This window comes from candidate division WWE3 bacterium (assembly GCA_026396615.1).
Classification (GTDB): Bacteria; Patescibacteriota; WWE3; order JAPLWK01; family JAPLWK01; genus JAPLWK01.
Genome location: JAPLWK010000008.1, coordinates 140,883 through 166,532 on the forward strand (window position 1 = coordinate 140,883; position 25,650 = coordinate 166,532).

At 42.3% G+C, this 25,650-nt stretch carries 30 protein-coding genes; 13 read left to right on the forward strand and 17 right to left on the reverse strand.

Annotation, left to right across the window (positions count from 1 at the left end; genetic code table 11):
* The first annotated feature begins 115 nt into the window (after nt 1-115).
* Nucleotides 116-895: a peptidoglycan bridge formation glycyltransferase FemA/FemB family protein gene (locus NT141_02305; GenBank protein ID MCX6783876.1), complete on the forward strand. Its 780-nt coding sequence runs from the start codon at nt 116-118 to the stop codon at nt 893-895.
* On the opposite strand, the gene lepA is transcribed toward NT141_02305, so the two are convergent.
* Nucleotides 878-2,659, reverse strand: coding sequence for a translation elongation factor 4 (gene lepA, locus NT141_02310; GenBank protein MCX6783877.1), 1,782 nt, complete (start codon nt 2,657-2,659; stop codon nt 878-880). The genes NT141_02305 and lepA overlap by 18 nt on opposite strands.
* Nucleotides 2,637-4,268 carry a murein biosynthesis integral membrane protein MurJ gene (gene murJ, locus NT141_02315; protein ID MCX6783878.1) on the reverse strand — a complete coding sequence of 544 codons (1,632 nt, stop codon included), beginning with the start codon at nt 4,266-4,268 and terminating at the stop codon, nt 2,637-2,639. The genes lepA and murJ overlap by 23 nt, the downstream gene beginning before the upstream one ends.
* Before the next feature lie 67 nt (nt 4,269-4,335).
* Here murJ and NT141_02320 point away from each other — a divergent pair, with 67 nt between their 5' ends.
* The 7 genes from NT141_02320 to NT141_02350 are packed head-to-tail and all read left to right on the forward strand — an operon-like array spanning nt 4,336 to nt 8,919.
* Nucleotides 4,336-4,563 (forward strand): 30S ribosomal protein S20, encoded by a 228-nt coding sequence (locus NT141_02320; protein ID MCX6783879.1) that lies wholly within the window; start codon nt 4,336-4,338, stop codon nt 4,561-4,563.
* Nucleotides 4,526-5,068, forward strand: coding sequence for a PilN domain-containing protein (locus NT141_02325; GenBank protein ID MCX6783880.1), 543 nt, complete (start codon nt 4,526-4,528; stop codon nt 5,066-5,068). The genes NT141_02320 and NT141_02325 overlap by 38 nt, the downstream gene beginning before the upstream one ends.
* The gene (gene pilO / locus NT141_02330) at nt 5,065-5,637 is read left to right on the forward strand and encodes a type 4a pilus biogenesis protein PilO (GenBank protein MCX6783881.1); all 573 of its coding nucleotides are present in this window, start codon (nt 5,065-5,067) and stop codon (nt 5,635-5,637) included. The genes NT141_02325 and pilO overlap by 4 nt, the downstream gene beginning before the upstream one ends.
* Nucleotides 5,638-5,645: 8 nt before the next feature.
* The gene (locus tag NT141_02335; protein ID MCX6783882.1) at nt 5,646-5,828 is read left to right on the forward strand and encodes a hypothetical protein; all 183 of its coding nucleotides are present in this window, start codon (nt 5,646-5,648) and stop codon (nt 5,826-5,828) included.
* On the forward strand, nt 5,828-6,421 hold the full coding sequence (locus NT141_02340; GenBank protein MCX6783883.1) for a hypothetical protein: 594 nt from the start codon (nt 5,828-5,830) through the stop codon (nt 6,419-6,421). Before NT141_02335 ends, NT141_02340 begins: the two co-directional genes overlap by 1 nt.
* A 6-nt stretch (nt 6,422-6,427) precedes the next feature.
* Nucleotides 6,428-8,239, forward strand: a complete 1,812-nt coding sequence (locus NT141_02345) for a hypothetical protein (GenBank protein ID MCX6783884.1) — start codon at nt 6,428-6,430, stop codon at nt 8,237-8,239.
* Complete coding sequence (locus tag NT141_02350; protein ID MCX6783885.1) at nt 8,236-8,919, forward strand: hypothetical protein; 684 nt, start codon at nt 8,236-8,238, stop codon at nt 8,917-8,919. Before NT141_02345 ends, NT141_02350 begins: the two co-directional genes overlap by 4 nt.
* Here NT141_02350 and NT141_02355 read toward each other — a convergent pair.
* Entirely contained in the window at nt 8,916-9,641 is a 726-nt protein-coding gene (locus NT141_02355) for a sortase (GenBank protein MCX6783886.1), read from the reverse strand. The two genes, NT141_02350 and NT141_02355, sit on opposite strands and share 4 nt — an antisense overlap.
* Nucleotides 9,613-10,350, reverse strand: coding sequence for a hypothetical protein (locus NT141_02360; GenBank protein ID MCX6783887.1), 738 nt, complete (start codon nt 10,348-10,350; stop codon nt 9,613-9,615). The genes NT141_02355 and NT141_02360 overlap by 29 nt, the downstream gene beginning before the upstream one ends.
* Nucleotides 10,351-10,417: 67 nt before the next feature.
* On the opposite strand from NT141_02360, the gene recA reads away from it, so the two are divergent.
* Together recA and NT141_02370 are read left to right on the forward strand one after the other, a co-directional pair.
* The gene (gene recA, locus NT141_02365; protein ID MCX6783888.1) at nt 10,418-11,470 is read left to right on the forward strand and encodes a recombinase RecA; all 1,053 of its coding nucleotides are present in this window, start codon (nt 10,418-10,420) and stop codon (nt 11,468-11,470) included.
* 4 nt (nt 11,471-11,474) lie between these two features.
* Nucleotides 11,475-12,029 carry a uracil-DNA glycosylase gene (locus NT141_02370; GenBank protein MCX6783889.1) on the forward strand — a complete coding sequence of 185 codons (555 nt, stop codon included), beginning with the start codon at nt 11,475-11,477 and terminating at the stop codon, nt 12,027-12,029.
* On the opposite strand, the gene NT141_02375 is transcribed toward NT141_02370, so the two are convergent.
* The 3 genes from NT141_02375 to NT141_02385 are packed head-to-tail and all read right to left on the reverse strand — an operon-like array spanning nt 12,021 to nt 13,982.
* Nucleotides 12,021-12,734, reverse strand: a complete 714-nt coding sequence (locus NT141_02375) for an ATP-binding cassette domain-containing protein (protein ID MCX6783890.1) — start codon at nt 12,732-12,734, stop codon at nt 12,021-12,023. The two genes, NT141_02370 and NT141_02375, sit on opposite strands and share 9 nt — an antisense overlap.
* The gene (locus tag NT141_02380) at nt 12,715-13,401 is read right to left on the reverse strand and encodes an ATP-binding cassette domain-containing protein (GenBank protein ID MCX6783891.1); all 687 of its coding nucleotides are present in this window, start codon (nt 13,399-13,401) and stop codon (nt 12,715-12,717) included. The genes NT141_02375 and NT141_02380 overlap by 20 nt, the downstream gene beginning before the upstream one ends.
* 53 nt (nt 13,402-13,454) lie before the next feature.
* Complete coding sequence (locus NT141_02385; GenBank protein ID MCX6783892.1) at nt 13,455-13,982, reverse strand: transposase; 528 nt, start codon at nt 13,980-13,982, stop codon at nt 13,455-13,457.
* A gap of 42 nt (nt 13,983-14,024) precedes the next feature.
* Here NT141_02385 and NT141_02390 point away from each other — a divergent pair, with 42 nt between their 5' ends.
* Together NT141_02390 and NT141_02395 are read left to right on the forward strand one after the other, a co-directional pair.
* The gene (locus tag NT141_02390) at nt 14,025-14,795 is read left to right on the forward strand and encodes a hypothetical protein (GenBank protein ID MCX6783893.1); all 771 of its coding nucleotides are present in this window, start codon (nt 14,025-14,027) and stop codon (nt 14,793-14,795) included.
* A 51-nt stretch (nt 14,796-14,846) separates the two neighbouring features.
* Nucleotides 14,847-15,872: a Fic family protein gene (locus tag NT141_02395; protein ID MCX6783894.1), complete on the forward strand. Its 1,026-nt coding sequence runs from the start codon at nt 14,847-14,849 to the stop codon at nt 15,870-15,872.
* Here NT141_02395 and NT141_02400 read toward each other — a convergent pair.
* The 9 genes from NT141_02400 to NT141_02440 all read right to left on the reverse strand — a co-directional run bounded on the left by NT141_02400 (nt 15,816) and on the right by NT141_02440 (nt 22,450).
* Complete coding sequence (locus NT141_02400; GenBank protein MCX6783895.1) at nt 15,816-18,167, reverse strand: heavy metal translocating P-type ATPase; 2,352 nt, start codon at nt 18,165-18,167, stop codon at nt 15,816-15,818. The genes NT141_02395 and NT141_02400 overlap by 57 nt on opposite strands.
* Nucleotides 18,154-19,122 carry a sulfite exporter TauE/SafE family protein gene (locus NT141_02405; protein MCX6783896.1) on the reverse strand — a complete coding sequence of 323 codons (969 nt, stop codon included), beginning with the start codon at nt 19,120-19,122 and terminating at the stop codon, nt 18,154-18,156. The genes NT141_02400 and NT141_02405 overlap by 14 nt, the downstream gene beginning before the upstream one ends.
* Nucleotide 19,123: 1 nt before the next feature.
* Nucleotides 19,124-19,399 (reverse strand): metal-sensing transcriptional repressor, encoded by a 276-nt coding sequence (locus tag NT141_02410; protein ID MCX6783897.1) that lies wholly within the window; start codon nt 19,397-19,399, stop codon nt 19,124-19,126.
* Nucleotides 19,400-19,567: 168 nt separating this feature from the next.
* The gene (locus NT141_02415) at nt 19,568-20,191 is read right to left on the reverse strand and encodes a nucleotidyl transferase AbiEii/AbiGii toxin family protein (protein MCX6783898.1); all 624 of its coding nucleotides are present in this window, start codon (nt 20,189-20,191) and stop codon (nt 19,568-19,570) included.
* Nucleotides 20,188-20,430: a hypothetical protein gene (locus tag NT141_02420; GenBank protein ID MCX6783899.1), complete on the reverse strand. Its 243-nt coding sequence runs from the start codon at nt 20,428-20,430 to the stop codon at nt 20,188-20,190. The genes NT141_02415 and NT141_02420 overlap by 4 nt, the downstream gene beginning before the upstream one ends.
* A 57-nt stretch (nt 20,431-20,487) precedes the next feature.
* The gene (locus tag NT141_02425) at nt 20,488-20,622 is read right to left on the reverse strand and encodes a hypothetical protein (GenBank protein ID MCX6783900.1); all 135 of its coding nucleotides are present in this window, start codon (nt 20,620-20,622) and stop codon (nt 20,488-20,490) included.
* Nucleotide 20,623: 1 nt separating this feature from the next.
* Entirely contained in the window at nt 20,624-21,052 is a 429-nt protein-coding gene (locus tag NT141_02430) for a hypothetical protein (GenBank protein MCX6783901.1), read from the reverse strand.
* Nucleotides 21,037-21,396 (reverse strand): hypothetical protein, encoded by a 360-nt coding sequence (locus NT141_02435; GenBank protein ID MCX6783902.1) that lies wholly within the window; start codon nt 21,394-21,396, stop codon nt 21,037-21,039. Before NT141_02435 ends, NT141_02430 begins: the two co-directional genes overlap by 16 nt.
* A 115-nt stretch (nt 21,397-21,511) precedes the next feature.
* A complete protein-coding gene (locus NT141_02440) occupies nt 21,512-22,450 on the reverse strand; it encodes a DUF4932 domain-containing protein (protein MCX6783903.1) in 939 nt (312 codons plus the stop codon).
* Between the two features lie 74 nt (nt 22,451-22,524).
* Here NT141_02440 and NT141_02445 point away from each other — a divergent pair, with 74 nt between their 5' ends.
* Nucleotides 22,525-24,531, forward strand: a complete 2,007-nt coding sequence (locus NT141_02445; protein MCX6783904.1) for an AAA family ATPase — start codon at nt 22,525-22,527, stop codon at nt 24,529-24,531.
* Nucleotides 24,532-25,067: 536 nt separating this feature from the next.
* On the opposite strand, the gene NT141_02450 is transcribed toward NT141_02445, so the two are convergent.
* Entirely contained in the window at nt 25,068-25,598 is a 531-nt protein-coding gene (locus tag NT141_02450; GenBank protein ID MCX6783905.1) for a hypothetical protein, read from the reverse strand.
* Nucleotides 25,599-25,650 lie beyond the last annotated feature (52 nt).

Below are 25,650 nucleotides of genomic sequence, written 5' to 3' on the forward strand. Positions count from 1 at the left end.
GAAGATGGGCACACCGGCCGTGAAGGCGGGCAATATTTGGTTTACTTACCACCGACTGCCTGGGCCGATCAACAAATTGCCGATAATGGTTGGCTATTGTCCTAAAGTTTCTGAAATGTCCTCCGCAGATTGGAAAGAGCTGGCGACGGTGGGACGAGCTAAGAAATGTGCTTTTATTAAAATCGAAAGCAACGTGGTCATGTCAGATTCAACAGATAGGACTAACCCGAAAGTTTCGGGCTTAGAAATTAGAAATTCTTCCAGGGTCTTTGCCTCTCACACCTACCTCTTAGACTTGGCTCAAACCGAAGAGCAACTCTTATCAAATCTTCATCAAAAGACCCGCTACAACATCGGTCTCGCGGCTCGTAAGGGTGTGGTCATCGAAGAACGCAATGATGACGAGGCTCTAAAGATATTTTTAAAACTCCAGAAAGAAACTACGGATAGGCAACATTTTTTCGTACATCCGAATAAATACTACGAAACTTTGTGGAATATTTTGGCCCCTAAAAAGATGGCTTACTTACTGCTAGCTAAGTTTAATGATGAATATTTGGGAGCCTTAATGCTTTTTAAATACGGCGATACTTTTTATTACCCCTATGGCGGGACTTCGGAGCATCATAAAGAATTAATGGCGCCGTCACTGCTGATGTGGGAAGCGGTTCGGCTCGGTCAAAAACTTGGTTGTAGCACTTTTGATATGTGGGGAGCCGCCGGGTCACTTGATCCCAAAGATCCGTGGTCGGGCTTTACTAGATTCAAGCAAGGTTTTGGTGGTCAGCTGGTCGAGTTCAAACCCACTTATGATCTCGTCCTCAACAAGCCTTTATATCACCTCTTAACTTTGGGAAATAAATTACGGTGGTTCTTTTTAAGAATTAGCCGCTAGGATTTTGCGATAAGCGTCGGCCGGAATCGAGATTTTTCCAATTAACCTCATTTTCTTTTTACCCCTCTTTTGAAGATCCGTGAGTTTATCTTTGCGGCGCTGGTCGCCACCACTCATTTTAGCGAGGACGTCTTTACGGTAAGTTTGCAAATCTTCACGAGCAATAATATGGCCGCCAATGGCCGCTTGTAAAGACACCGCAAATTGCTGCCGCGGTAAATTTTCTTTAAGTCTGCCTAGAATTTTGCGGCCTTCGGCTTCAGCCTGGTCTCGAATTATCAACTCGGAAAGTGCAGGAACGACTTCGTTATGAACTAAAATATTTAATTTGACGACGTCGGCCGCTCTATAGTCTCCCAGTTCGTAATCCAGACTGGCGAAGCCGGAAGAGACTGATTTAAGTTCATCGAAAAAACCAATTATTAATTCTTTAAGCGGCATTTCGGCGGCGACTAGTACTTTAGAAGCCGAAAAATATTTTATCTCACCAATGATGCCGCGATGCTCTTTAACGAGGTCTAATGACGGTCCCAAGTATTGATTAGGGACAATGATCGAAAGCATGGTCCACGGTTCTCGCACTTCCGTTAGAATCGAGGGATCTGGAAAGTCGATTGGAGAATTAATAACTTCAGTTTCGCCATTAGTTTTCGTTACCTCGTAGGCAACCGACGGCAGCGAATAAATTAAGGCAATTCCAAAGTCCCGTTCTAATCTTTCGCCAATAATTTCCGAGTGTAGCAGTCCTAGGAAGCCAACGCGGTAACCAAAGCCTAAGGCGGATGATGATTCTGGGGTAAAAGACAAGGCGGCATCGGTCAACCGTAACTTCTCTAAAGCCTTTTTAAGATTTAAGAAATCATCACCAGAATTAGGATAGACGCTCATAAAAACCACCGGTTTGGCTTCTTTGTAGCCGGGAAGAGCCTGGGTTGCCGGATTATCTCTCGTCGTCAACGTTTCGCCGGCCCGAACGGCCGAGAGATCCTTAAGGCCGGTCGCCACAAAACCAACTTCACCAGTCGAAAGGTTTTCAACGGTCGTCGGCTTGGGAGAATTAACGCCGATTTGGATCGGGTCAAACGCTTCACCAGAATGTTTGGCTAGCATTTTAGTTTGACTAAGTTGCCCTGCAGTCACTTTAATGGCGGCAATGACGCCCTGGTGCTCATCATAATAAGAATCAAAGACCAAAGCTTGCAATGGTTCGTTGGCTAGACCCGTCGGGGCTGGAATTTTCTTAATTATCTCGGTCAGAAGTTCTTGCACTCCGGCGCCGGTCTTGGCGGAAATCGCCAGAATGTCGCTGTCCAAGAATCCAAAAGTACTAACTAGGTCGGCCTTGGTTTCTTCCGCGTAAGCCGTTGGCAAATCGATTTTATTAAGGACCGGAATAATGGTTAGACCTAATTCTTGCGCTTTTTGAACGTGGGCTAAAGTTTGGGCTTGAATTCCCTGAGTCGCATCCACAACTAATATTGCCCCTTCGCAAGCCGCTAAACTCCGAGAGACTTCATAGGAAAAATCGACGTGGCCTGGGGTGTCGATCAGATTTAAAGTGTAACCTTGGTACGTCATTCTTACCGACTTAAGCTTTATAGTAATGCCTCGTTCGCGCTCTAAGTCTAAACTATCCAAGAATTGCTCACGCATATCTCTGGAACTCACGGTTCCGGTCAAATTAAGTAAGCGGTCGGCGAGAGTCGATTTACCGTGATCAACATGGGCAATGATTGCGAAGTTACGGATTTGTTGTTGTTTCATAATTTGGGATTTCGGGGGCAGTCGCAGGCTTCTTAATAATTTTATTAACGAGACTGTACAGTAACCGAATTTCTTGAACTTTAAAGAGCCAGGTTAGAATTAAGTAAGATATAACGCCAGCAAGTCCTGCAATGGCGGTTAGAATTACTAAATTAATAGTTCGACTAGTGTCGAGGGCGTAGAGGTCGAGTTGCTTCAGAGGTAAGTAGAGGCAACCGGCCATAATAAAAGTGGCGGCGCAAATTTTAATGAACGGTTTGCCGAAATCAACTATCGAAAAACCGTTTAAGGTCTTGGCTAAATAAGTAAAAAGTAAAATGCACTCAATTGAGCTCGATATAAAGTAAGCTAGGGACAGTCCCCAAACTCCAAGATGAAAGACTCTTATAAACAAGATTGCCACTATAATATTTATTATCGTTCCGGCGCAGTTAATAATAAACGGCGTCTTGGAATCTTTAAGGGCGTAAAAAGCTTTAGTAATGCTAAGAGCAGCAGCCTGCGGAAAAAGAGCCAGCGCTAAAAAGGCTAAAGTGTAAGCGGCGGTAAGGGTGGCTTCCCAGGAAAAACGACTGGCGCCAAAGACTAAACGAATCGCCGGGACCCTAAGAACCAGCAGGACGGCGGCAGCCGGTAAAATTAAAAACGATAATTGCAAAAAAGAAGTTAAAAAAGTTTTCTTAAACTCCGTTTTATCTTCTATAAGCGCTTTTTGAGATAAAGTTGGAAAAAGGGCGGCGCTAATTGAAACCCCAAAAATTCCCAAAGGGACGTTTTGCAAGTGGAGCGCAAAAGTATAAGGGACGATCGCGGCCACCGACACCCAAGCGGCCAGCCAGGAATCAATCAAGATTGATAGTTGACTCACTATAATCGTTAAAGTTCTTGGTCCCAGTAAATGCATGGTTTCCAAAAATGCCGGTGCCCTTAAATTTATTTGTGGTTTAAATTTAAAATCAATTTGTTTTAGAGCCGGAATCTGGATAGCCAGGTGCATACAAGCCCCTAAAACCGCCCCCCAGGCGGCAGCGATAATCCCAAAACGAGAGGCGGCTACAATTCCCACAATTAAGCCAAGATTGTAAAAAATTGGAGAAAGGGCGGGAATTAAAAAGTGTTTATGAGACTGCAGTAAACAGGTCAAGAAATTACTGACAATTAGCAGCAGCTGCCCCAGTAGCAGTATCCGTAGTAAGGTGACGAGAGTTGCAAAATCGGAAGGCGACAGTTTACTGCTTGTTAAAAGGCTGGCAATTGGGGTCGCGAAAATAAACAGAATTACTCCAAGTCCCGCAAACCCGACAAGGACGACTGATAAAATTTGGGAAGACAGCTCCCAAGCGGTAGCCACGTCATTTTTTAAATATTTTGTGAATACCGGGATTACGGCGGTGGAAAAACCGCCAATGACTAAAACACTAAAAATAAAATTTGGCAGTTTGTCGGCTAAATAAAACAAACCAAGTGGCGTGCTATCACCGAAAAAGTTGGCTGCCAAGCGATCCCGAATAAAGCCCAGTAGACCGCTACCAAGTAACGTCAGGCCAATTAGGGCCGCGGCCGTTATAATAGACTCCTGGCGCTTGAGAAAGAGATTCTTAAAAGTCATCAAATGCAGGTTACCATAGCCCTTGATTTGGCGCCAGGGCTCTGGTATATTGGTCTCCTGTAGTTTTATGGCTAATTTAAAATCCGCTCAAAAGAAAACCCGAGTCGATATTAGGCGTACCAAATACGCTGTCTCTTGGAAAACCAAGCTACGGAAAGCGGTTAAATTAGGGGTTGTTTCCGATATCTACAAAGTGGCCGATAAGATGGCAAAAAACCATATTATTCACCCCAATAAAGCTGCTAGAATAAAGGGGCATGCCGCCTCTAAACAACTTAAGTCTAAATCTAATTAAACCCGTCTCTTTCGAGGAATCCGGAATCGGAAGTAAAATCCTCTACTTCTTCCGTGTTCAAGGGCGGCTACTCATAATAATTTTTCAGTTTTTAGTGGTCCTTTCTTTCGTGGCTCGCTATCTTTTAGATCAGCAATTGTTACCCGTTAATACTCGTTTAAGCAGTCAAATGCTTACTTTAGATAAGCTTAAAGTGGTTGAGGATCAATTAAATGTGAATAACCAGCGGTTACTGCAACTTCGTAGTATTCAAGCTAAATCAAGTGATCTTCCCGGAATTTTAGTAGCGGTTCGTGGCTGCTTACCGGAAGGTTTAACTCTGTCTCAATTAAATATTACTTCTAAATCAATAACCATAAACGGATCAACCATTGATGCGATTAATTTTGGGAAGTTATTGGTGGCTTTAAAACAAGTGGCCGCTTTTAAGCAAATCGCCCTAAACTCCGCCACTTATGATAAAACCCACAATAGTTTCTTGTTTAATTTAGAAGTAGCTTTATGACTTTAGGGATCCCTAAATATTTAAATAGAAACCTTCGGGCCTATATTTCAGAAACCCCCCAGAAAGCCTACACTTTGCTAGGATTAAGTCTAATAACCATTATAATTTTTGGCACTTTTGGAATTTATCCGGCTATCGCTTCCGTATTCAAAATTAAGGCCAATATTGAGCAGGGCAAAAAATATGAAACGACCTTCGATCAGAAAATCACGGCCCTAAAAGCAGCGTCAGTAAGACTCCGTAACGAGGCGGCCGCGGTTACCAAGATCTCAGAGCTACTGCCAATTAGTGCGGATAACGGCCAATTTATTCAGGATTTATCGCTTCTGGCCAGTAATTCTTTAGTAAAATTAGATTTTATTCAAAAAGTATCGATAACCGAAGCGGCTAGCTCCGGAGAAAATAAATATTGGATCGGTTTAAGTGGCAGTTACGGCAACATTGAGAAATTTTTAAAAGATCTAGGCAGTTTTAAACGTTTAGTTTCCATAGCTTCAATTGGCTTAAGTTCTTTAAACAGCCAGGCGCGAGCGACGGTATACTTAAGTACGTTTAATTATGTTAGGTAAGTTAATTTATGTCTAAGGATTTAATTATAGCTTTAATTGCTGTTTTAATTGGTCTTACGGTCTGGGGCCTTTTTGGAGTTATTCACAGCCGGCAGACTGATAGTCTGCCTTTCGGTGTTGCTGATTATTTAAAACCATTACCACCAACATTAAACCTTGACCTATCCGCTCAAAGCGCTAAAGTTAAGTAATGGTTATTTTAAATAAAGAAATTAACCGGGTGTTTGTGCTACCGGTCGTTGGGGTAATATTAGTTATAATACTGGCGGTTTCCGGTTGGTTTATTAGCAGGCGTCTCACGTCATCGAATCTTTCGGCGGTGACCACGCATGCTACTGAAAGTACCGATGCCGCTTCTCAAAGCGGCTCTCATAATGTTTGTGAGAATAATGCCTGCGTGGCCAAGCCTGGGATTGGGCCTTCCGACTGCACTTTAAATATCGATTGCGCGCCGGCCGAATGCGCTACTGTCGTTGCCAGTCCCGAAAAGCCGGCGATTGGCGATAGCAATGTTAAATTTATTTGTGCCGGTAGTGTGCCAAGTAGTTCCAATACGGTAGCCACGGTCGACTTTTCGTTGACAGTACCGAGCACCGCCAACGCTGACGAATTTAGTTGTCCTTCCGATAATTGTACATTTACATCAACCGGAAGTAACTTTACAGCCACTCTTACTTACCCCAAGGCGCTCGTCAAGGGCTCTTATTCTATTATGACCAGGGCTTGCTTTAAACTGGCTTCGGGAGCCGATATTTGTGGAAAATACTTGCCACCAACGCCTTAAAGCCCCATGAAGAATAATTTGCTACGGCTTCTCATCATCGCTCCGTTCCTGGTTATTGGATTTTTAGTAGTTCAAGGATCGCCGTCTTCTTCTGTGTCTCGCGAGCCCTCGGTTCTGGGGAGTTCTATAATTATTACCGTTGGAGACTCAGGAATTACCTGTACTTCCAAAGCCCAATTGACTTTACCAAAGAATTTTCCGCCGCTTAATTCCGATCTTAATAATTCCAAAACGGTCGATATCGACGGCGTTGCGGTCAAAGGGGCGCCCTTAGGCCTTGATGTCACCTATCAAATTGATTGCACCAATACCGGCATTACTCCGCTAACCGGTCTGGTTCTAACCAATCCGCTCACAGGAGCTAATCAGAATTACTTAACTTATAAATCAACGAATAACTCCGATTGTAGTTTTAATAACCCTGATTTTATTTGTAACCCCGGAAACCTTGCGGTCGGGGCCAAACTCAGCCGCAGTTTTATAGTCACTGTGGCTTCAGATATCCTTGAAAACTCAGTTGCGGTAACAAACGTAGCGACGATTACCGCGGACGGCGGGATTGCCGCACCGGCGTCAACTTCTTTCTCAATTTATAAACGGCCGGCTTGCGGCAGCTTAACCCATTCTCCCAGTCCTGTGGTTGCCAGTTCTCCCGCTACTTTTACCGGGATCGGGACCACTTATGATAATGCGCAAACTACCTATATCTTTTCAGTTGGCGCAGTAGCGGTCTCTGTCCAAAGCGGTACTACTTACAGCCAGTCATTTGTAAATCAAGCCGAGCCATATTACACCACTTTGGCGATTCGTGATTCTTTGGGTAATGCTTCCGGAGACCCCAGTAATTGCAGTGCGGCTTGCGCCAATACTTTTGAAGTGGCGGCCGCTCCCTCTCAATGTGTTTCCGGTCTCACTTTGACTCCCAGCTCTGGCCCCTCACCTCTTAGTGTCACCGCGATGGCTTCACTGACCGGAACTTTCACAATGCCGTTGACTTCGAAGGTTTACGACAGTTCAACTCTGATTAAACAAGTCTCCGGAAATAGTAACAATATCTCGGTGCTCTTAAGTTTTACAAATGATACCCAAAGTCCAGTGCCACATTTACTAAGTCTGCTGGTTTACGACAGCGCCGGAAAGTTGGTATCAAATCTCTGCGAGGCCGCGATTTTAGTCCAGCCAGCCGTTGCCCCGCCCCCGCCACCAACACTTAATCAACATTACGCCTGTGTTAGTGCAACCTGCACTTTACTTAATTCGCCAGGAATAAATTCCTGCACAGTTGGTGGCACTGAGTGCGTGGTAGCAACGCATTATGCTTGTGTTAATAATGCTTGTACTTTGGTCAATTCCGCGGGAGCGAACACTTGTATCGTTGGTGGTTCGGAATGCGCCGCGGTATCACCTCCGGTCGTTTCGCATTATGCTTGCGTGAATAGTGCCTGTACGCGGGTCAATTCCGCGGGCGTGAGTACTTGCACTTTAGGAGGAACGGAGTGCGCCCCCTTGGTCACGCACTTAGAATGTAATGCTACAAGCTTAGTCTGCGAGGCGGTGGTGGGGGCTGGTGTGGATAGCTGCAGTACTAACGCCCAGTGTGCGGTCATATCTCCCAGCGGACCGCATCATTTTGTGTGTAATCAAGTGCGAAAGTCTTGTGACAGTTATTACGGAAACGGCGTGAATACCTGCAAAATTAGTAGTGACTGCACCCAGTTTAACGGCGGTACCCCTAGTTTGACAGGAGCGTTGCTCGTAATTGGTGGCTCTTTACTTCTCGGTGGTTTTGTTACCATAATGAAGTTGCTAAAAAAATGAAAAAATCTGCCAGCCAAACAATTATAACCGTCGTAGTTTTATCTGTAGTTCTAATTTCCGGGGTATTTTTCCTCAAGGGTGGCTTCGGTCTTTTTAATGGCTCTACTGTGTCTGACGTTCCTCAAAACGTCTCCATTAGTGAAGTTCGCAGTACTCAAAGTTCTGTTTCTTGGATTACCGCTGACCGCACTCCCAGCACTGTTTACTACGGCACTACGTTGTCCTTGGGAGACGAGAAGACAATACCCGGTTTAACTACGGCTCACTTAGTGACTTTAGAAAATTTAAATCCCGATACCACTTACTATTTAATGATTGGCGGCAGTAGCCAAAAATATGCCTCCGATGGTCCCAGTGGCGCTATTCCTTACACGTTGCGCACTTTAGCCGCTCTTCCTGCTACTAATAATTCCGCGGTTAATCCGAATCCAATTCCGGTCAAACAACTCGCTTTAGCCCAAACTCCGTCTCCGTTTGGAGAAGTACTAAAAAATGGTGGTAGTAATCGTCCGCAAGTTCTAGCGGAAGCCACTACCAGTGGCGGCACGTCTGGAGGGACGTCCGGCGGCACAAGCGGTGGAAATGGCACGCCGCAAACGGCTAGTCCTTTATATACCTTGTTAGTCGCGGTCGTTTCTTTATCACTCTTAGGGTTTGGGTATAGGCTTCTGAGGCGTTAATACACTAATTTCCCAATCACCAACAGCCGACTAGTCGTTAACCCCGGTGGATAACAGGTCATCAAAACCACGGATGATGAGCTGCCGGTTTCCAGGCCGTAATCTTTTAGTGGTGCCACTTCCGCGGGGTTTAAAATCTTGGTTTCCGTTACTTCGTAGCGGTAAGTCACGGCGTTGATGCCAATGCTAAACTCGTCGCCAACAGTTAGATTTGGTAAAGTCGAAAAGATAGTTTTGTAATTATTAGGGCTAAAAAACAAAGGAGCGGCCGAATGTCCGTAAATAAAAGTCGTGCCAATGTCGCCCGGAATCGCACTGCCTCGAAAATGCCCCAAACGCTCGTCAGGGCTTAAATTTACGGAGTTAGTTTCCACACTGGCTTCTTTAATATTTAGTTTGGGAATTGTTAACAAAAAAGTATCTGGCACTTCCTCATTTACCCCGGAAGTAATTGTTAAAGATTCGCTGCTACTTAGCTTGGCACTTTTTGGTAACGGTACTCCAACCATGGGGGAAGGGGTATCAACATTAAAAGCTCCTAAAACACTGTTTTGGGGGGATTCTAATTTACTATCCTGACCTGTAAATTGAGGTAAGATTACTTGGGAAAGTAGCAATATAAATCCGCCTAAAATAAAGCAAAAAGCGGTTCCAAATTTTAAAAACGGCTTAAAAATGAAGACCCACCAGGCTTTAGCCGGCAATTTTGAGAGGTTTTTCATTGGTGTAGGTAGTGTAGTGAATGATTAAATTGGTCAGTAGCAGATCATCAGAAAGAGAGCTGCCTTTAAGGGCCATATCAACCGTTAACAGTTGACTATAGATTTCCAACAATTCCATTTCCGTAAAATTCTTTGCTGCCGTCGTCAACTTTCTTTTTTGAAAAGGCGACAAGCTTTCGGCCAGTTTATTTTTATACTTGACGGAAAGTAAGTTTCTCGTTAAGTACGTTATCATTACTAAAATTCCAATCGCCGATTCGCCTTGAGCCAAGAGTGTTTGTAATTCCTCAAAAGCCCGGGGGCGGTTTTTGGCGCCCAAGGCATCCAGTAATCCCCAGATTTGAGCCGTCACTTCGTCGTCGAAAAACGTCACTTGGCCACCAAGGTCGGCGACAGATTTTAAAAGTTTGGAGTTCTTAGGGAGCGAGCCGTCGATCCAAAGGACTGCGTCTACGCCGTCGACGCCGGTCTTATTTAAAGTCTTAAGCAGCTCCTCCTCGTATTTTTTCCACTCTGTAGCCATCTCGGCAACGATCAAAGTCTTCTCGGAAAGTAAGGACTGACTGTTAAAGAGGCTGGAAATCGGTCCCGCGAAGTTCTTGTCAATGACGATTGTTTGCACCGCCTCCGGTGGGAAGTTCTTTTTGACTTCAAGTAGGGCTTTTCGAGACGAAGTTTTATTTTTACCGCCAATTAAATAAATCACCATTTCATTTTAACAGATTTAAAAGATTCCCCACTTCCAAACCTAGCTAGATTTGATAGTATGTCTTTATATGGCAGCTACAGATGCTAAGAAACTAGCTCTTACTCATGCGTTGGCCGACATCGAAAAAAGCTTTGGTAAGGGTTCCATTATGCGACTGGGGGAGCGCCCGAAGGCCTCCGGAGTTAACATTATTAACACCGGATCTATTGCTTTAGACTTAGCTTTGGGAATTGGTGGGCTCCCTAAAGGCCGAATCATCGAAATTTTTGGTCCTGAAAGTAGTGGTAAAACTACCTTGTCGCTTCACATTGCCGCTGAGGCTCAACGAGCCGGAGGAACCGCCGCTTTTATTGATGCTGAACACGCTTTAGACCCTATGTACGCCGCCAGGATTGGCGTTAACGTTGATGATTTGCTTATCTCCCAACCCGATACCGGCGAGCAGGCCCTAGAAATTGCCGAAACTTTAATTCGTAGTAGTGCTGTCGATCTAATTATCATTGATTCCGTCGCGGCTCTCACTCCCAAAGCCGAAATTGAAGGGGAAATGGGCGATTCTTTTATGGGGCTGCAGGCTCGCCTCATGAGTCAAGCCCTCCGTAAAATTACCGGAGCTACCAGTAATACCAACACCATGGTTATTTTCACTAATCAGTTACGCGAAAAAATCGGAGTGATGTTTGGCAATCCCGAGGTGACGACCGGCGGCAGGGCTCTTAAATTCTACGCTTCGGTTCGTTTGGAAATTCGGCGGGTCGAGTCGATTAAGGATGGCGATCGAGTGACTGGTAACCATGTCCGAGTCAAAGTGGTTAAAAACAAAGTCGCTCCGCCTTTTCGGGTGGCCGAATTTGACATTATGTTTGCCGAAGGCATTAGTAAAGTGGCCAGTCTTTTGGACGTCGGAACCGAGATGGAGATTATAAAAAAGAGTGGGGCTTGGTATGAATACAACGGTGAAAAATTGGGTCAGGGCCGCGAAGCCTCTAAAGAAAACTTAAAACAAAATCCGAAACTAGCCGCCGAAATCGAGAAGAAAATTCGCGATAGCCTCAAAGATCAAAACGCCCCGGCGGTGCCCCTCGAAGTTGGTGAATCTTCCGAAGAATCCGAAGAATAATTAGATGATTTCCAAAGAAAAAGAGTTAAAAAAGATAGCGGTTAACATCGCTTCCTGCCGTCTTTGTCAGCAAGGCATGTCGGGTCTGCCAGTTCCCGGTGAGGGCGCGGTCAACGCAAAACTAATGTTTATTGGTGAAGCGCCTGGGGTTGAGGAATCTAAGACCGGAAGACCTTTCATCGGTCGCTCTGGAAAATTGTTGACCCAGATTCTGGCTGAAATCGGTCTAAAACGCGAAGAGGTTTTTATCACTTCTCCGGTCAAATACTTTCCCGGCCGCCGCGCTCCCACTTCTCAAGAAATCGATCACGGCAGAACGCACTTACTAGCACAAATAAAAGTTATTCAGCCAAAATTTATAGTTCTAATGGGAACCACGGCCGTTAAGGCTTTATTACCAGACGAAACTTTTCATGCGGTTAAAGATCATGGTCGCGTCGTCACTCAGTCCGGTCAAACGTACTTTCTCACCTTCCACCCCGCCGCCGCCCTGCGCTCCCCTAAAATTTGGGGTGGGTTAATGCGGGCTGATTTTAAGAAGCTATTAAAATTACTCTAGCGATTCATTTTCGAAATAAGATAACGCCCCTGCTTTAAGGTTAAGTACTTTATTAACCCCCACACTTTCCACGAAATAACGATCGTGCGAAACGAGTAGCAACGTTCCTTGGTATTTTCGTAAACTATCTTCTATAACTTCCTTGGTTTCAATATCTAAGTGGTTATCCGGTTCATCTAGTATTAGCAAATCGTAATCTTTATGGGCAAAAATGGCGAAGGCAAAACGAGCTCGCTCCCCGGGGCTTAATTGCCAAATTCTTTTAGCAATATCGTCTTTATTAAATAAAAATTTGCTTAAATACCCTTTAGCATCATAAAAAAAGCAATTAGTACTAGCCGTAAAAATCTCTTGTAAATTTCGATTATCTGTTCCTTCTTTATCCATATGTTGCACTTGAGCAAAGTAACCTAGTTTCACGTTGTCGCCAATCTTTACCTCTCCAGAACTTGTTAGCTCCTCGCCCATAATCATTTTCACCAAAGTAGATTTACCAGCGCCGTTGGGGCCAAAGAGCCACAGTTTTTCCTGACCGCGGAGTTCAAAATCTAAATTAGTAAACACCCGATTTTTTCCGTAAGCCTTAGCCACGTTACTGCAACGGACCATAAGCTTCCCCGGCCGAATGTCGGTCGCGAAATTTAAGCCCTTTATCTTTTTAGAAACGTATTCTTCTTTCGGCTGGCTAGTTACTTCTCGCTCCATTCTTTTCTTGGCAGAGCACGTATTCTTCGTTCCACTTGTCGATCAGCTTTAACTTTTGGGTACGATAATTATCATAATCACCTACAAATTGGTACAGCTTTCCTGCTTCGATTTCCCAAATTTCATCTACTGTGTGATTTAGAAACGAGCGGTCGTGGGAAATCATAATCACTGTGGCCGGCAGAGTTTTAACGTAATTCTCAAACCACATAATACCTTCGATATCTAAGTGATTGGTAGGCTCGTCTATAAATAATGTCGTTGGGTTCTTTAGTAAGACTTCAATTAACTTCACTCTCATCTTCTGCCCCTCGCTCATGGTTTTAACATTTTGCTGGGGATCATAATTAGTAAATTCCAGTTGCGTTACCAATTTATCAATCAGATAATATTCCCAAGAGCCATCAAGACTTGATTCTAAATACTCGGCCACCGTTATATTGGGGAAATCAAATTCTTGAGGAATGTAGCCAATCACCTCGTTTTGAATATCGAGGCCTCCGGCGGTTGGCTCTTCAATGCGGTTAACGATTCTAAATAACGTTGACTTGCCACAGCCGTTGCGTCCTACCAGACCAATTTTCTTGCCGTTACCGAGTTTAAAATCCACTCCGTTTAAGACAAAAACATCGCCATATTTTTTAGTGAGATTTTTAGCCGTAATCACGGCCTCATTTTAGCATTTACCTTCCTTTTATTGGGGTTTTCCTCATCAATGGATCAATCGTTGGGGTTTTGTTCAATGTAATATTGAAGAATCGCTAGTTCTTTTTCGTTGCGAATAATTCTTTCGAAGTAACTCCTTTGCCACAGATCAATCGATTTATCTTTTAAAAGTAGACGAACTTGTTTTGTCATCTCAGACTTGAAAGACCCAACAATGCTTCCAAGCGTAGGGGCGTGGCATGCCGCGCCCGCAATCTCGATTATAAAATGAAGGTGACTAGGCATAATCTGAAAGGTGTTTAATGAAACGGGATAATGATCTGGTATATTTTTCCAAACATTCTCAACGATTTTACCGAGGCGACTTGGGAGAAATATCTTTTCGGTTGCGGGCTGGGCATGCCCAGCCCCTACGATCGATTTTTGTGGTCTCAAGTTGCCGTCAACTATATTTCCAAGAATACACCTTCTATTTTCCACGCAAATCGTCACGAAATAATACCACTCTGTTGAATAATCAACTCCAGGTAATCTTAAAAGCTTTCGCTTAGGTCGAATCACTCGATCATATTTATCCAGCACATTAAAAGAGTAACACCTGAATAATTAGAGTAAAATAAATACATGACCGGCGAAAAATCTTCATTATCAACGGAAGAAGATAAAACTGCTGATGGTAGTCAAAATACTGTTGAGGCTGGTGAGGTTCCAAAATTGACTTTTCGGATTCCCACCGCCGACGAGGAATTTAATCGCTTGTGGTGGACAGCTAATCGAGTCGAACACTACAAAGAAACTCATGCTAACTTAGTTTGGCCGAATAACGAGGAGTTGCGATCTTTAATGACGGGTTTTCCTAAGTTAAAAGCCGGTACTAAAGACAAAATGCGAGAAGTTTTTTCAAGTAAGGTTTATTCTGCGGAAACCTATCAACGTAGTGTAGCCGCTCTAGAGGAAGCCCGACCGACGATTGAGGCAGCTTTTCCAAGATTTATCGATTTAGCAAATCACTGGGGCGTTAACTTTCCAAATGAAATTGAAATTACTGTTACCGCTTACGGAACTGGCGGTAATTTTAACGCTAAAACAGGCCATATAAAGGCGCAAATAAACCCAGAAAACAACTTTAATAATCGGGGTAACCCTGCTCATACACCTCTTCATGAGATTGTCCATATTTTAACGGACGAAGATATTGCAGCAAGATATAATCTGTCTTTTGATGAACGTGAGCGATTAGTCGATGATGTTGTAGTAGCTTTGTGTAGTGATTTAGTTCCCGATTACTTTCGTAAACATCCAGATGGTTCACAAATTGACCCCTACGCCACTGCCGAAACTTTGGATTTTTTACCAGATTCAATCGCTAAATACGTGAAAGATTTTCCCCGTTAATATATTAGGAAGTATTTGGCAACATTGGGCAGTATTTGGTAAGATTAGGTAATGCGGATCCCACCGGCTTATGAAAAGACAATTGAGCTCACTCGAAATCTCGCTAGATTGCAAAGCGCGAGTACTGTTCTTGCAAAAATCCCATTAAGTCCAATTGCTAAAACCAATTATGAGCGGACCTCACTACTGCATAGCGCTCTCTTCTCTGCACGGATTGAAGGTAATGATTTAGATCTTACGGATCTAACCACTAGTTCTCAGGCTCAGAAGCAAGTGGAAGTTCAAAATTTACAACGGGCTCTGAAGTATTTACAAGTAAAATGGGCCGAAAACTCTAGAAAGTCCATTGATCTAGCCTTAATTCTGGCGCTTCATAAATTGGTAATGGCCGAAGTTTCGCAGTATCCGATCGGAAAACTACGTAATAATGTCTCGGCGATTTTTAACGGGGCCGGGTTTGCTATTTATGTCCCTCCAGCGCCTAGTGTCGTACCGGGTCTACTAAATGACCTTATTAGTTATATAAATTCGAAGGAAGACGCCATTATTCTGGCCTTTTTAGGGCATTTGGTTTTTGAAAAGATTCACCCTTTCTTTGACGGCAATGGTCGGGTCGGGCGCTTACTGCTAAAGGCGGTTCTTCTAAAAGAGGGTTACGAAGCTTTGTCTTTCGTTTCACTAGAGGAGGCAATAGACGGTAAGCGCGATGAGTATTACTCTACTTTTACATCGTCGGCCACCAGATATTTAGAGTTTATGTCAGAAACACTGGCAACCGCCGCCGAAAAAGCTATCGATCAGCTATTGCAATCAAAAGAAGAATCTCCCAAAGAGTTGGCGTTGTTACCAAGACGTCAAGAAATTTTAAATATTATTCGTGATCACGGAGCGGTTAATTTCGATACTCTACACAGGCGCTTTCTCGCTATAAATCCCAGAACTTTACGCTACGACATAAAATATTTGATCGATCATGGATTCGTTCAAAAGCAGGGAACAACGCGAGGCGTGTTTTACAGTCTATTTTCCCATACCGGTACTAAACCTGGCGAATTCGATAAACATTCCGGTGAATAGCTCGATCATGGCGAAGGGGGCGAGAATGGAGACCCAATTCTTTTTGCCTGGTTTATAGCCTTTAAGAAGCAGTGAATTAGTGACGACCGAAATAGAGCTTAAGGCCATGGCAAGGCCCGCTAGTTCCGGCTTTAAGATCAGTCCAAAACTCATAAATACCCTGGCGGCGATGGGAATCCCAATGACGTTATAAAAGAGCGCGAAGAACATATTTTGCTTAATTTTTTGCATGGTAGTTTTAGATAGATCAATGGCATTTACTACGTCCCGCAAATCATTTTTTATAATTACGATACCACCGGTTTCCATAGCGACGTCCGTTCCCGAGCCCATGGCAATCCCCAGGTCCGCAGCTGCTAGCGCTGGAGCGTCATTAATACCATCACCCACCATGGCTACTTTTAGGCCTAGCGCTTGAAGCTTAATTACCTCTGCTGCTTTGTCGCCAGGTAGCACTTCGGAGAGGACATTTTTAATGCCCACTTGAGTGGCGATCGCTGCTGCAGTTTTAGCATTGTCACCGGTGATCATATAAACTTTTATTCCTATTTTTTTAAGTCGCTCCACAGCTTCTTTAGAAGTCTCTTTAACTGTATCAGCGACAGCGACTGTCCCTAGAATTGCTTCTTTAGTGGCCAGTATCATGGCCGTTTTGCCTTGTTCTTCTAACGTGGTTAGTTGGTTGTCAACTTTTTCTAGAGCCAGACCGGCCACCTCAGCTATCATCTTTCTATTTCCTAGAAAGTAGGTCGTGCCTAAAATTTGTCCGCTGACGCCATACCCAGGCACCGCTTTAAAATTGATGACATCGTTTATAGAAATGTTTTTTTCCTTGGAATAATTGTAAATCGCTTCCGCTAAGGGATGTTCGGAGAGCTTTTCAAGGCTGGCAGCGAGTCGTATGGTGTCATCTTTGGTGGCGTCACCGAAACTTTCCACATCCGTCACCTCCGGCTTACCTTTAGTTAAAGTGCCAGTTTTATCAAAAACAATGGCTTGAATTTTACAAGCAATTTCTAATGGTTCTCCACCTTTAATTAAAATGCCATTTTCCGCTCCCTTACCCGTGCCCACCATAATCGCAGTGGGGGTGGCAAGACCAAGCGCGCAGGGGCAAGCAATTACAATTACTGAAGTAAACGCCATTAAAGCAAACGATAAAGTAGTCCCTAGAAAAAAGAACCACATACTAAAAGTTATGACAGCTAGCGTCAGAACCATTGGTACAAAATAAGCCGCAATGCGGTCAGCTATATCTTGGATTGGGGCCTTACTGCCCTGTGCCTCTTCCACCAACTTAATAATTTGCGATAAAGTGGTGTCCGCGCCCACCCGGGTGGCGATAAATTCAAAGCTGCCAGTTTTGTTTATAGTCCCCCCAATGACGTTGTCATTAATTTGCTTTTCAATTGGCAAACTTTCTCCGGTGACCATTGATTCATCTATCGCTGATGATCCTTTAGAAATCTTACCGTCGACAGGAATTTTTTCTCCGGGCCTCACAAGAACATTGTCGCCCGCTACCACTTGGTCGCTTGCAATGTCCAGAGTCTGTCCACCACGAAGCACTCGGGCAGTTTTCGCTTGTAAACCCATCAGTTTTTTAATCGCTTCCGAGGTTTGGCCTTTAGCTTTGGCCTCTAGCCATTTGCCAAGTATTACGAAAGTAATTAGGAAAGCGGCAGTTTCAAAATAAAGCTCTGGAATTTTCGCGCCCCCCAAACCAATAATCGAAGACGTTTTTAGAAAGTACGCGATAAAATTAATAAGGCTGTAGCCAAAGGCGACCGAAGTGCCAATGGCAATTAGCGAGTCCATGTTAAACGTCTTCATTTTAAGACTCGACCAGGCACCCTTATAAAATCCGGCTCCAATAATAAACTGCACTGGTGTCGCGAGAATTAGGGAAATAATGCCAATGTACGGTAGCAGATTGGTTCCTGGTAGCCACTTAAAAAAGTCTAGTAACATGAAGTACATTAATGGCAAACTGCAGAGTAAACTAAAAATGAATTTCTTTAAAAGAACTTGAATTTCAGATTTTTTTTTAGATTCGTCCTTTTCAGGGTGTGCAGAATCGGTTAGTGCTGCTTTATAACCAGCGGCGGCTACCGCTTCTAGAAGTGGGGAGGTTTGCACGGTGTCATCGACGGTGACAATAGCTTTTTCAGATCCAAAGTTAACTCTGGCTTCAGTTACTCCGTGAACAGTTTTAAGTGATTTCTCAACCAGCAAAGCGCAGGAAGCACAGTGCATGTTGCTAATAGTGAGCGTGACTTTGTTAGTTGACGACATTAATGACTCCTCGATACATGCCCATACTACAAGAGAATCTTATTTGACCGGCAGTGGTCGGGGTAAATTCAAAAACGTTTACGCCAGGTTGTAAGGATTTTCCGATGTTTAGACTGGGAGCGACTAAATAATTAGCGCAGGTATAACTGGTCGTTGAATTAACTTCCCAGCGCACTGGGACTCCAGCTTTTACTGTAAACGTATTGGGGCTATAACCGGCTCCAATTACGTCCATTTTTATTAATTGAGAGTTGTTGGTGACAACACTGTTGCCTGCTGTTTGTTCTTTGTTATCTAATGTTATTTGTGGCAGTGGTACATTTAGAACTACTAGGGCTTGCCAGAGAGCTGAAAGGCTCATGAAAATAATTATAGCCCCGGCGATTTTAGAAATTAACGGCCGTTTTAAAATAGTGCTTCCGGCAATACCCATGAGCATAAGTACCGGTAAAGTCCCAATCGTAAAGCTTATCATAGTGATTGCTCCGGATAATGGGTTTTTAGAAGCGATGGCTAGGGCCTCAGCTGCAAGAGTGAAGCCACAAGGCAGGAATATAGTCAAAAAACCGACGCTAAAAACCACCGGTAATTTATTTGTTGAAGATTTTTTATCAATGTAGTCAGTAACTTTCCGAAATATTGGCGGCTGAAATTTTCTTAAAGCTGAGACACCAAGCATTTGCAATCCTATTAAGATCATGAAGATCGAAATAAAGATTGTAAGAACTGAGCTAGTGGTTGGCGACAGGCTAATCGCGCTACCAAGGAGTCCTAGTAGAGCTCCGGCGAGGCTAAAAGAAACTAGACGTCCTGCATTAAAAACAGCACCACCAGTAACTTTTTTGTTACCAAACGAAGGCGAGAGGGTCAGAACTATGCTGCCAATTAGAGCGGCGCAGGTAGAAAGACTCGCTAAAAATCCGAGTCCCATCGATGTTAAGGTAGGTAGGAACATATTAGCGATTAAAAAGCTTTGTTACTTGTAGAATCTCAGCGGTCATCTTTTTTTTCTTTTGACTGTTAGAGGTGGCCATGGCGTTTTTAAAACAGGAGTTTAAATGCCCTTCCATTAAGCTTTGATGGGCACTGCGGAGGAGTCCAATGACCGCTAAGTTCTGTTGCATAATATCAATGCAGTATTCACCATTTTCCCGCATCCTAATTATTTTTCCTAAAGAAGTGTGAGCTTTTTTTAATGAGGTAAGTATGGGGTCGGTGTTAGACTTAATCATAGTACCTGTACCTAGGGTATAGGTACATCTTAGTTCTACAAAGGTGCGTTTGTCAAGATGCTGGAATTCACCTGATTTAGTCAGAGATTCATTTTACAAAGCAGAGGCTTTGGCTAAAGGTGTAGAAGACTATCAAAGCGATAATTTTGGATGATGTAATAATGCTAGTTAAATTTTATAACCGACTACTTTTTTAATAATAACCTTCTTTATTTCTTCCCAATCAGCCTCTTGATGCATGCGAGGCATCGGTTGGGCATCAGCATCATCGAAATAGGTTAGTGATTTTACAATATGGATATGGTTATAATTTACGCCTTGGTATTTCTTATCTAAATTTTCAAATAATTTTACTAAAGTATAGGTTTGTAGCAAAAAATATAAATCTATAAAATCTTTCTTACTGCCTCTCGCCGAAATCGTAATTAGTTTAGTACAGGCAACGTCTATCACTGATGACAGATTAATATTTTCGTAGGGCACTAAATTCTCAAGCATTCGGTACGGGTAGTACAGAAATTGGATTTTTACCCCGTCTAGAAATAAGTTAAGAGTATTTTTTTCTAATGTCGCATCGCTAATGTCGCCAAGTGGTAAGAGTTTGGTCTGTAACATTTCAGGATTAAATTCTTTAGAAGTAAAAAAATCTAAATCTTCAGATTCGCGGTGCCCAAGTTGAAGCGATAGGGCGGTACCGCCAGAAAGGTAAAAATCAGTGAATTCTGGTTTACTCTTAATTTTATCAAGAGCAGTTTTTGTTTTTAGAGGTGGCGCTGATTCAAAAAACTTCATGTTTTTGCCTCAAAAAATATCTTCCAAAAGTTAGCTGACTTTACACTTAATTTTAAATCAGGTAATAAAGCCTTAATTTGTGGCTCTCCGACTTCAGAGAACAACCATTTGATATCAGGCGTGTCGCCTTTTTCTAATAATGTTTGGACTATATACTTTTTATTGTCCAGGAGGCTTAGGTTTTGAGTATTATCGCCCCAAAAATACTTGAGCACGGTCGCTGGTATTGGGTTTTCCATCTTTTTATTATACAAGAAAATACGGAGATTCACCGAAAGATGGAGTTGATTTACTTGCTACTTCAAACCGCAAATATTTTGGCTAAAGTTGTAGCCGATGATAAAACCTAGGAAAGGTAGAGCGACGAATAAAATCAAGGCGACGATTTTAGAAAAGGTGGTGACGGTGGTGAACTTCTTAGAAAGTTTCATATTAAGCTGGAATTGTAATTTGGCATTCGGATGTGTTTCTAGTAATGATATTTGATAATAGCTCCGCCTTAATAGTCTCAGATAATTGGAGAGTCACGGCGCTCTTACCTACTGGAGCCGTCTTCCCATTATCAATTTTTTTAGTGAAAAGGTTAATGAATGGTCGAAACGCCTTTTCGTGTGCTCCCAAATTTGCTTTGTAATACTCTATAAATACCCCTCCAATATTTGACTGCCCATCGACGTAAATGGAAAATTCGTTGCTTAGGGACAGCAGGGAAAACTCAGGTTTTATTTTCTTTGGGGAATAGTAAAGACTGTCCAAATCGTTGTCGTAGAAAAATAGCCACTTCTTTGAGGAGGCGATCTTTTGAATCTCTGCGATTTGACCCCCAATTTTTTTGTAATCAATTTTTATGGTCTTTCCCATAATGGCTCCTTAAAGTACTGAGTTTCCTTAATGTTTGTTGGTCTAAATGCCGTAATGATAATGTAGCAATATTTGGTTTTTCGTACAACTACCTTCGTATATCTAGTGGTTCCTTCGAAAGTAAATTCTTCATAGTAATAGCAAAAAAGACCCTTAGATTTATACGCTGGGTAAATGCAGGTTGGTTCTATTATAGCCTTTTTAATTCTTTCCGTGAAATCCTCTCTTAAAAGTTCCGGATGTTTTAGTAAATGATTCGAAAAGTTTTCTTTATCAAAAATATAACGCCTGCCGTCTTTGTCTTTAAAATCGAATTGGACTTCTTTATAAGCCTTATCAGCCACAGGATTTAAACTAAGTTACCAACATATACTTGTAAATAATTAGTCAACTAAAAAGGTGCTCTTGTCCTAGTCATAATTGCGCATGGCAATTTTTGGAGTGTTGTTCGGTATTTAGTTATTTCTCAAGCCGATCGATTATTTTTAGAACCACTTCTCCCAAGGTACCACTAATTTTGTGCTCTTTGTAAGCATTTATCTCATCACAAAAGTCCCTTATAAAAACCATGCCCTTTTGCTCTTCTTGTTCAATATAAAATTCTGGAGTCTCCCCAAAAATTGCTGGATCACTGTAACAAGATTTGATCGCCCGAATAAAGTGTTCTTCAACGCAAGTCTCCCAGCTGTTGTATGCCTTGGAATAACTGGAATTAGCAAGTACTTGGTCTATAAGACCAGCGTGTTTCCAGATTTCACCAAGACATGGTTCCAAAACTTTTTTGGCTTTGGGATGAGAGGCTTCGTGAGCAATGGTGTGTAGCGAATAAAACGAAAAAGGCGTGCCTATTACTTGAAATAAAGTCTCACCTATTTCAGGGCCAAAGCTGCCCTGAGTTAGAGGGTTTGGAATCACCATCTGCTTAAAGTCGGTCTCTAGTTCCCAAACCTCGTTCAAAAGTTTATCAAGGTTAACCTTACTAATTTGATCACTGACGTAATCGGCAATTTCCTGATATTGCGGTTTTACAGAGTTATAGAAATCTTCAAAGTCAGTGTTGCTGTAAAAATGCTTTACCGCCGGTAAAACGGCACTGCCTCTATTTACCTCTGACCTGATCCACTCCGTAAGTAACAAATCTTTTCGGGGACTAAAATCGGGGGCCTCACCTAAAGTTAGAATAAAAGTAACGGCTTTGGACTCGTGGATGTAATCGCTGACTTTTAGACTTGGCCCCTTGTAACCCCGAAAATGCTCTGTTACTAACTTTCTAAGAGGGTGTGAGTTTAAATCGCCATAGGCTTGACCGAGGTTGTTTAGTAATGAATAGAGGAGGAAAATGTTTTTGTTGGTCTCTACGGAAATCTTTGAAGAAACGCTTGTAGCCTGTTCTTCCACTTTCTCATTATAGCAACAATGGATTTAAAGAACCAGACTTTTCTTTTTGGTGGTGGGCTCTATACTTTAGCCGTATGTTAAATCAGGATATTATAGCTGAGCAGCAACATCTTGATGTCGTTAAGACGGCCATTGATAACTACCGTCAAGTGCTATTTGGTCATGTTAACGATATCGAAGAGAACTATAAAAACATTTTTATAAAAATCAGAGACCCTCAACTGACAACCGACGAGCGGTTTTGGGCGGTGTTTAATGCCATCGAAAATTACAAACACAGCGGTATTAGTGGCTTTTCAAAGCACCTACTAGAATTAACGGAGATCCAGGATACTCCCTATTTCGCCAGAGTCGATTTTAATCAAGAGCCACTGTACATTGGAAAATTCGCGTTTTATGAAAATGCCAGTAAAACATTAGTGACTGACTGGCGAGCTCCGGCCGCCACCCTTTACTACAACTATTCAAAACCGACTAAAAACGCCACTTATTCGGTGGATCTGGGCGATGGGGCCGTCAGCCAGTTTACCGGAGAACTTAACCTAAAAAGAAACATTGAAATCCAAAGTGGCCAAGTAGTTAGTATTTTTGATAATGACTCAGATAAACTAAGTTATCTAAAAGAGAAACTCTCACACCAAAAAGGCGGACTACTGAAAGATATCGTCACCACTATTCAAGAGGATCAAAATCAGATTATTCGTCTCCCTTTAAACGCTAGGGTCATTGTTCAGGGTTCAGTTGGTAGCGGTAAAACGACGATTGCTGTGCATCGACTTTCTTACCTCTTTTACAACTACCCCGGTAAAATGAGCAAAGACAGTACTTTGATCATTACCCCCTCGGCAGTCTTGCTAAATTACATTGCCCGAACTCTCCCAAGTATCGGAATTTACGAGACTACCTGTTTAACCTTTTACGAACTGCTAAAAAAGCTCTTTAGAGCCAATGGACTTAAATATCGAATCGTTGCCAAAGGGAGTCAACCACCTAACTTAGGGGAACTGAACGACGAGATTATAAAGTTTAAGAGAGATACTTTAAGAAAACTAGCCAAAAACCAGCTATGCTTTCGTTACGGCCTAATTAAAGAATACCGCCGACTTGAGGATTTGGGACTTCCGCCAGTTTACATTGTTCTATCCCTTAAAAAGCAGTTAAACAAAGATCTAGCCAAACTTAAACATCTCGCTCAAGTCGAGGTGGTAGAAGACAATATACGGGAGCTGAAGATAAGTTACGTGGCTATCAAAGACTTACAAGAGAAGCTCGAAATCTTAGTTCAGGAGATTCGCGGCGAACTACTAGGACAATTTTCGTCAAACCTTAATATTGACGAAGCTAGTCAACTCTTGTATCTCTACGACCAAATCGTGGGACTTAAGAAACCTCAAAAATTCCAACAGATAATTATTGACGAAGCTCAGGACCTAAGTGAATCCAATTACTTGGTAATAAAGGCTATGGCTGGAAGATCTGGACTAACGATCCTCGGAGATCTTAATCAACAGACTAAACTGGGAGCCGTAAAAAGCTGGGAAGCTTTGAAAGAAGTGCTTGGCGATATAGATATTGTTAAGCTCAAAATAAGTTACCGTAGTACCAAAGAAATTACAGATTTTTCGGCGAAGATCCTCGCTCCGTATGTACCAAAAGAGGCCCTACCTCAAAGTTTTGAGCGCCGCGGTCAACCAGTTGAAATTAAATCGACAGACACCTGGGAGGATTTGTTAACTTCGCTAGTTGGTACAATTAAAGATGTCAAAAAGAACCGTCAATCATCGATCGGAGTCATAATCTCCTCACCAAAAGACAGATTAAAAATCCTGAATTTCTTGAAAGGCCGCCTCGATAACGTAATCGAGGTAACAAATGATTTCCGATTATTTTCTGATTCTGCAATATACGTTTGCCGCAAAGAATTGGTTAAGGGGCTGGAGTTTGAAACTGTGTTATTGATAAACCCTGACGAAGAATCGTTCCCGAAGACTCTAACCGGAGCCAAGGAACTATACGTTTGCACCAGTCGAGCTATTAACGAACTTCATATTTATAATCTTAGAAACCAATCTAAATCGTAGTTGTCAACATTCTGTAGTTATATTTTCCCGTGGCAATTTTTGAAGCGCTGTTTAAATGGACACTGCAGAGACTAAAGCCTTTTATATCTAGTTGATCTCCCCAAACCAATCCGCTGGATGCGTTTCAGTTGAAGAAGTTTAGTGAGCACTTGATTGACTGTCGGTCTCACAGAATCTTATATATCTACAACATAAGATTATATAAGATTATTTACTGGATGAAGGTAGTATAAAAGATCTCATAAAACCACTAATCCACAATATTTGAGACCTCTTTTTGAAGTTACGCATTTAAGGGTTGTATGGTTAAATTAGTTTACTAAAATATTGCATTTATCAATAAATAACAAGAAATAAGCGGATTTAAACTCCATAGATTTATCAAGTTTTATGGAGTTGGACTCCTCAAATTTAGTACCCGTTACTTACAAAACTTTATAAAGTTACGCAATAAATAGAGGCTTTATAAAGTTCTCGTAAACCGGTTGATACTAATCTTGGTAATTTCTGAAGTGCTGTTTAGCTAGAGTATCGTATTAATATTTGTAGTCTTCTGGAATTTCGGAGATTACACTACTTAAAAAATCATTCTTTCGTATATTATATTCCCGCTTTGAGAAACAGTACTTCTTTTTAACTTCTGCGTATTCTTTAAGTAATTTTGGATGACCAACTAAATAAGAGTGAAGCTTTTTATCAACTTCAGCCTCGTGGCCTTTAAGAAGAATAATCTCGTTTTCTTTACCTTCGTAAACATCATTAAATTTAACGTAGTTGCTTTCTATATTTTCTGGCTTTCCAAAATACTTTGAAATTTCTTTAATTGCCAGGTCCCAATTAGCCTCATCTAGATAAACTCCGACCTCTACTTCTCCCTTGCCAGCGATTTTAAAAAGAGATGACCCTCTTAATTTTACTTCCGCATCGATACCTTTAAGGTAACCGCTAATTTTTGAAATGTAAAAACCACCAAGTATAGTTTGCTGAGGGTCATATGGTTTTATCTTAACTGGTTTAGTGGAATATTTAAGAAAGTAATCTTCTGTAAATTTATCTAAGCCGATCACAAGTTAATTATAGCAAAGCAGCGACACTCTACGTAGAGACGATTCATGAATC

Coding starts and splice junctions, on each gene's coding strand:
- NT141_02305 (MCX6783876.1), top strand. CDS start 116: ATGTCCTCCGCAGATTGGAAAGAGCTGGCGACGGTGGGACGAGCTAAG.
- lepA (MCX6783877.1), bottom strand. CDS start 2,659: ATGAAACAACAACAAATCCGTAACTTCGCAATCATTGCCCATGTTGAT.
- murJ (MCX6783878.1), bottom strand. CDS start 4,268: ATGACTTTTAAGAATCTCTTTCTCAAGCGCCAGGAGTCTATTATAACG.
- NT141_02320 (MCX6783879.1), top strand. CDS start 4,336: ATGGCTAATTTAAAATCCGCTCAAAAGAAAACCCGAGTCGATATTAGG.
- NT141_02325 (MCX6783880.1), top strand. CDS start 4,526: ATGCCGCCTCTAAACAACTTAAGTCTAAATCTAATTAAACCCGTCTCT.
- pilO (MCX6783881.1), top strand. CDS start 5,065: ATGACTTTAGGGATCCCTAAATATTTAAATAGAAACCTTCGGGCCTAT.
- NT141_02335 (MCX6783882.1), top strand. CDS start 5,646: ATGTCTAAGGATTTAATTATAGCTTTAATTGCTGTTTTAATTGGTCTT.
- NT141_02340 (MCX6783883.1), top strand. CDS start 5,828: ATGGTTATTTTAAATAAAGAAATTAACCGGGTGTTTGTGCTACCGGTC.
- NT141_02345 (MCX6783884.1), top strand. CDS start 6,428: ATGAAGAATAATTTGCTACGGCTTCTCATCATCGCTCCGTTCCTGGTT.
- NT141_02350 (MCX6783885.1), top strand. CDS start 8,236: ATGAAAAAATCTGCCAGCCAAACAATTATAACCGTCGTAGTTTTATCT.
- NT141_02355 (MCX6783886.1), bottom strand. CDS start 9,641: ATGAAAAACCTCTCAAAATTGCCGGCTAAAGCCTGGTGGGTCTTCATT.
- NT141_02360 (MCX6783887.1), bottom strand. CDS start 10,350: ATGGTGATTTATTTAATTGGCGGTAAAAATAAAACTTCGTCTCGAAAA.
- recA (MCX6783888.1), top strand. CDS start 10,418: ATGGCAGCTACAGATGCTAAGAAACTAGCTCTTACTCATGCGTTGGCC.
- NT141_02370 (MCX6783889.1), top strand. CDS start 11,475: ATGATTTCCAAAGAAAAAGAGTTAAAAAAGATAGCGGTTAACATCGCT.
- NT141_02375 (MCX6783890.1), bottom strand. CDS start 12,734: ATGGAGCGAGAAGTAACTAGCCAGCCGAAAGAAGAATACGTTTCTAAA.
- NT141_02390 (MCX6783893.1), top strand. CDS start 14,025: ATGACCGGCGAAAAATCTTCATTATCAACGGAAGAAGATAAAACTGCT.
- NT141_02395 (MCX6783894.1), top strand. CDS start 14,847: ATGCGGATCCCACCGGCTTATGAAAAGACAATTGAGCTCACTCGAAAT.
- NT141_02400 (MCX6783895.1), bottom strand. CDS start 18,167: ATGTCGTCAACTAACAAAGTCACGCTCACTATTAGCAACATGCACTGT.
- NT141_02405 (MCX6783896.1), bottom strand. CDS start 19,122: ATGTTCCTACCTACCTTAACATCGATGGGACTCGGATTTTTAGCGAGT.
- NT141_02410 (MCX6783897.1), bottom strand. CDS start 19,399: ATGATTAAGTCTAACACCGACCCCATACTTACCTCATTAAAAAAAGCT.
- NT141_02415 (MCX6783898.1), bottom strand. CDS start 20,191: ATGAAGTTTTTTGAATCAGCGCCACCTCTAAAAACAAAAACTGCTCTT.
- NT141_02420 (MCX6783899.1), bottom strand. CDS start 20,430: ATGGAAAACCCAATACCAGCGACCGTGCTCAAGTATTTTTGGGGCGAT.
- NT141_02425 (MCX6783900.1), bottom strand. CDS start 20,622: ATGAAACTTTCTAAGAAGTTCACCACCGTCACCACCTTTTCTAAAATC.
- NT141_02430 (MCX6783901.1), bottom strand. CDS start 21,052: ATGGGAAAGACCATAAAAATTGATTACAAAAAAATTGGGGGTCAAATC.
- NT141_02445 (MCX6783904.1), top strand. CDS start 22,525: ATGTTAAATCAGGATATTATAGCTGAGCAGCAACATCTTGATGTCGTT.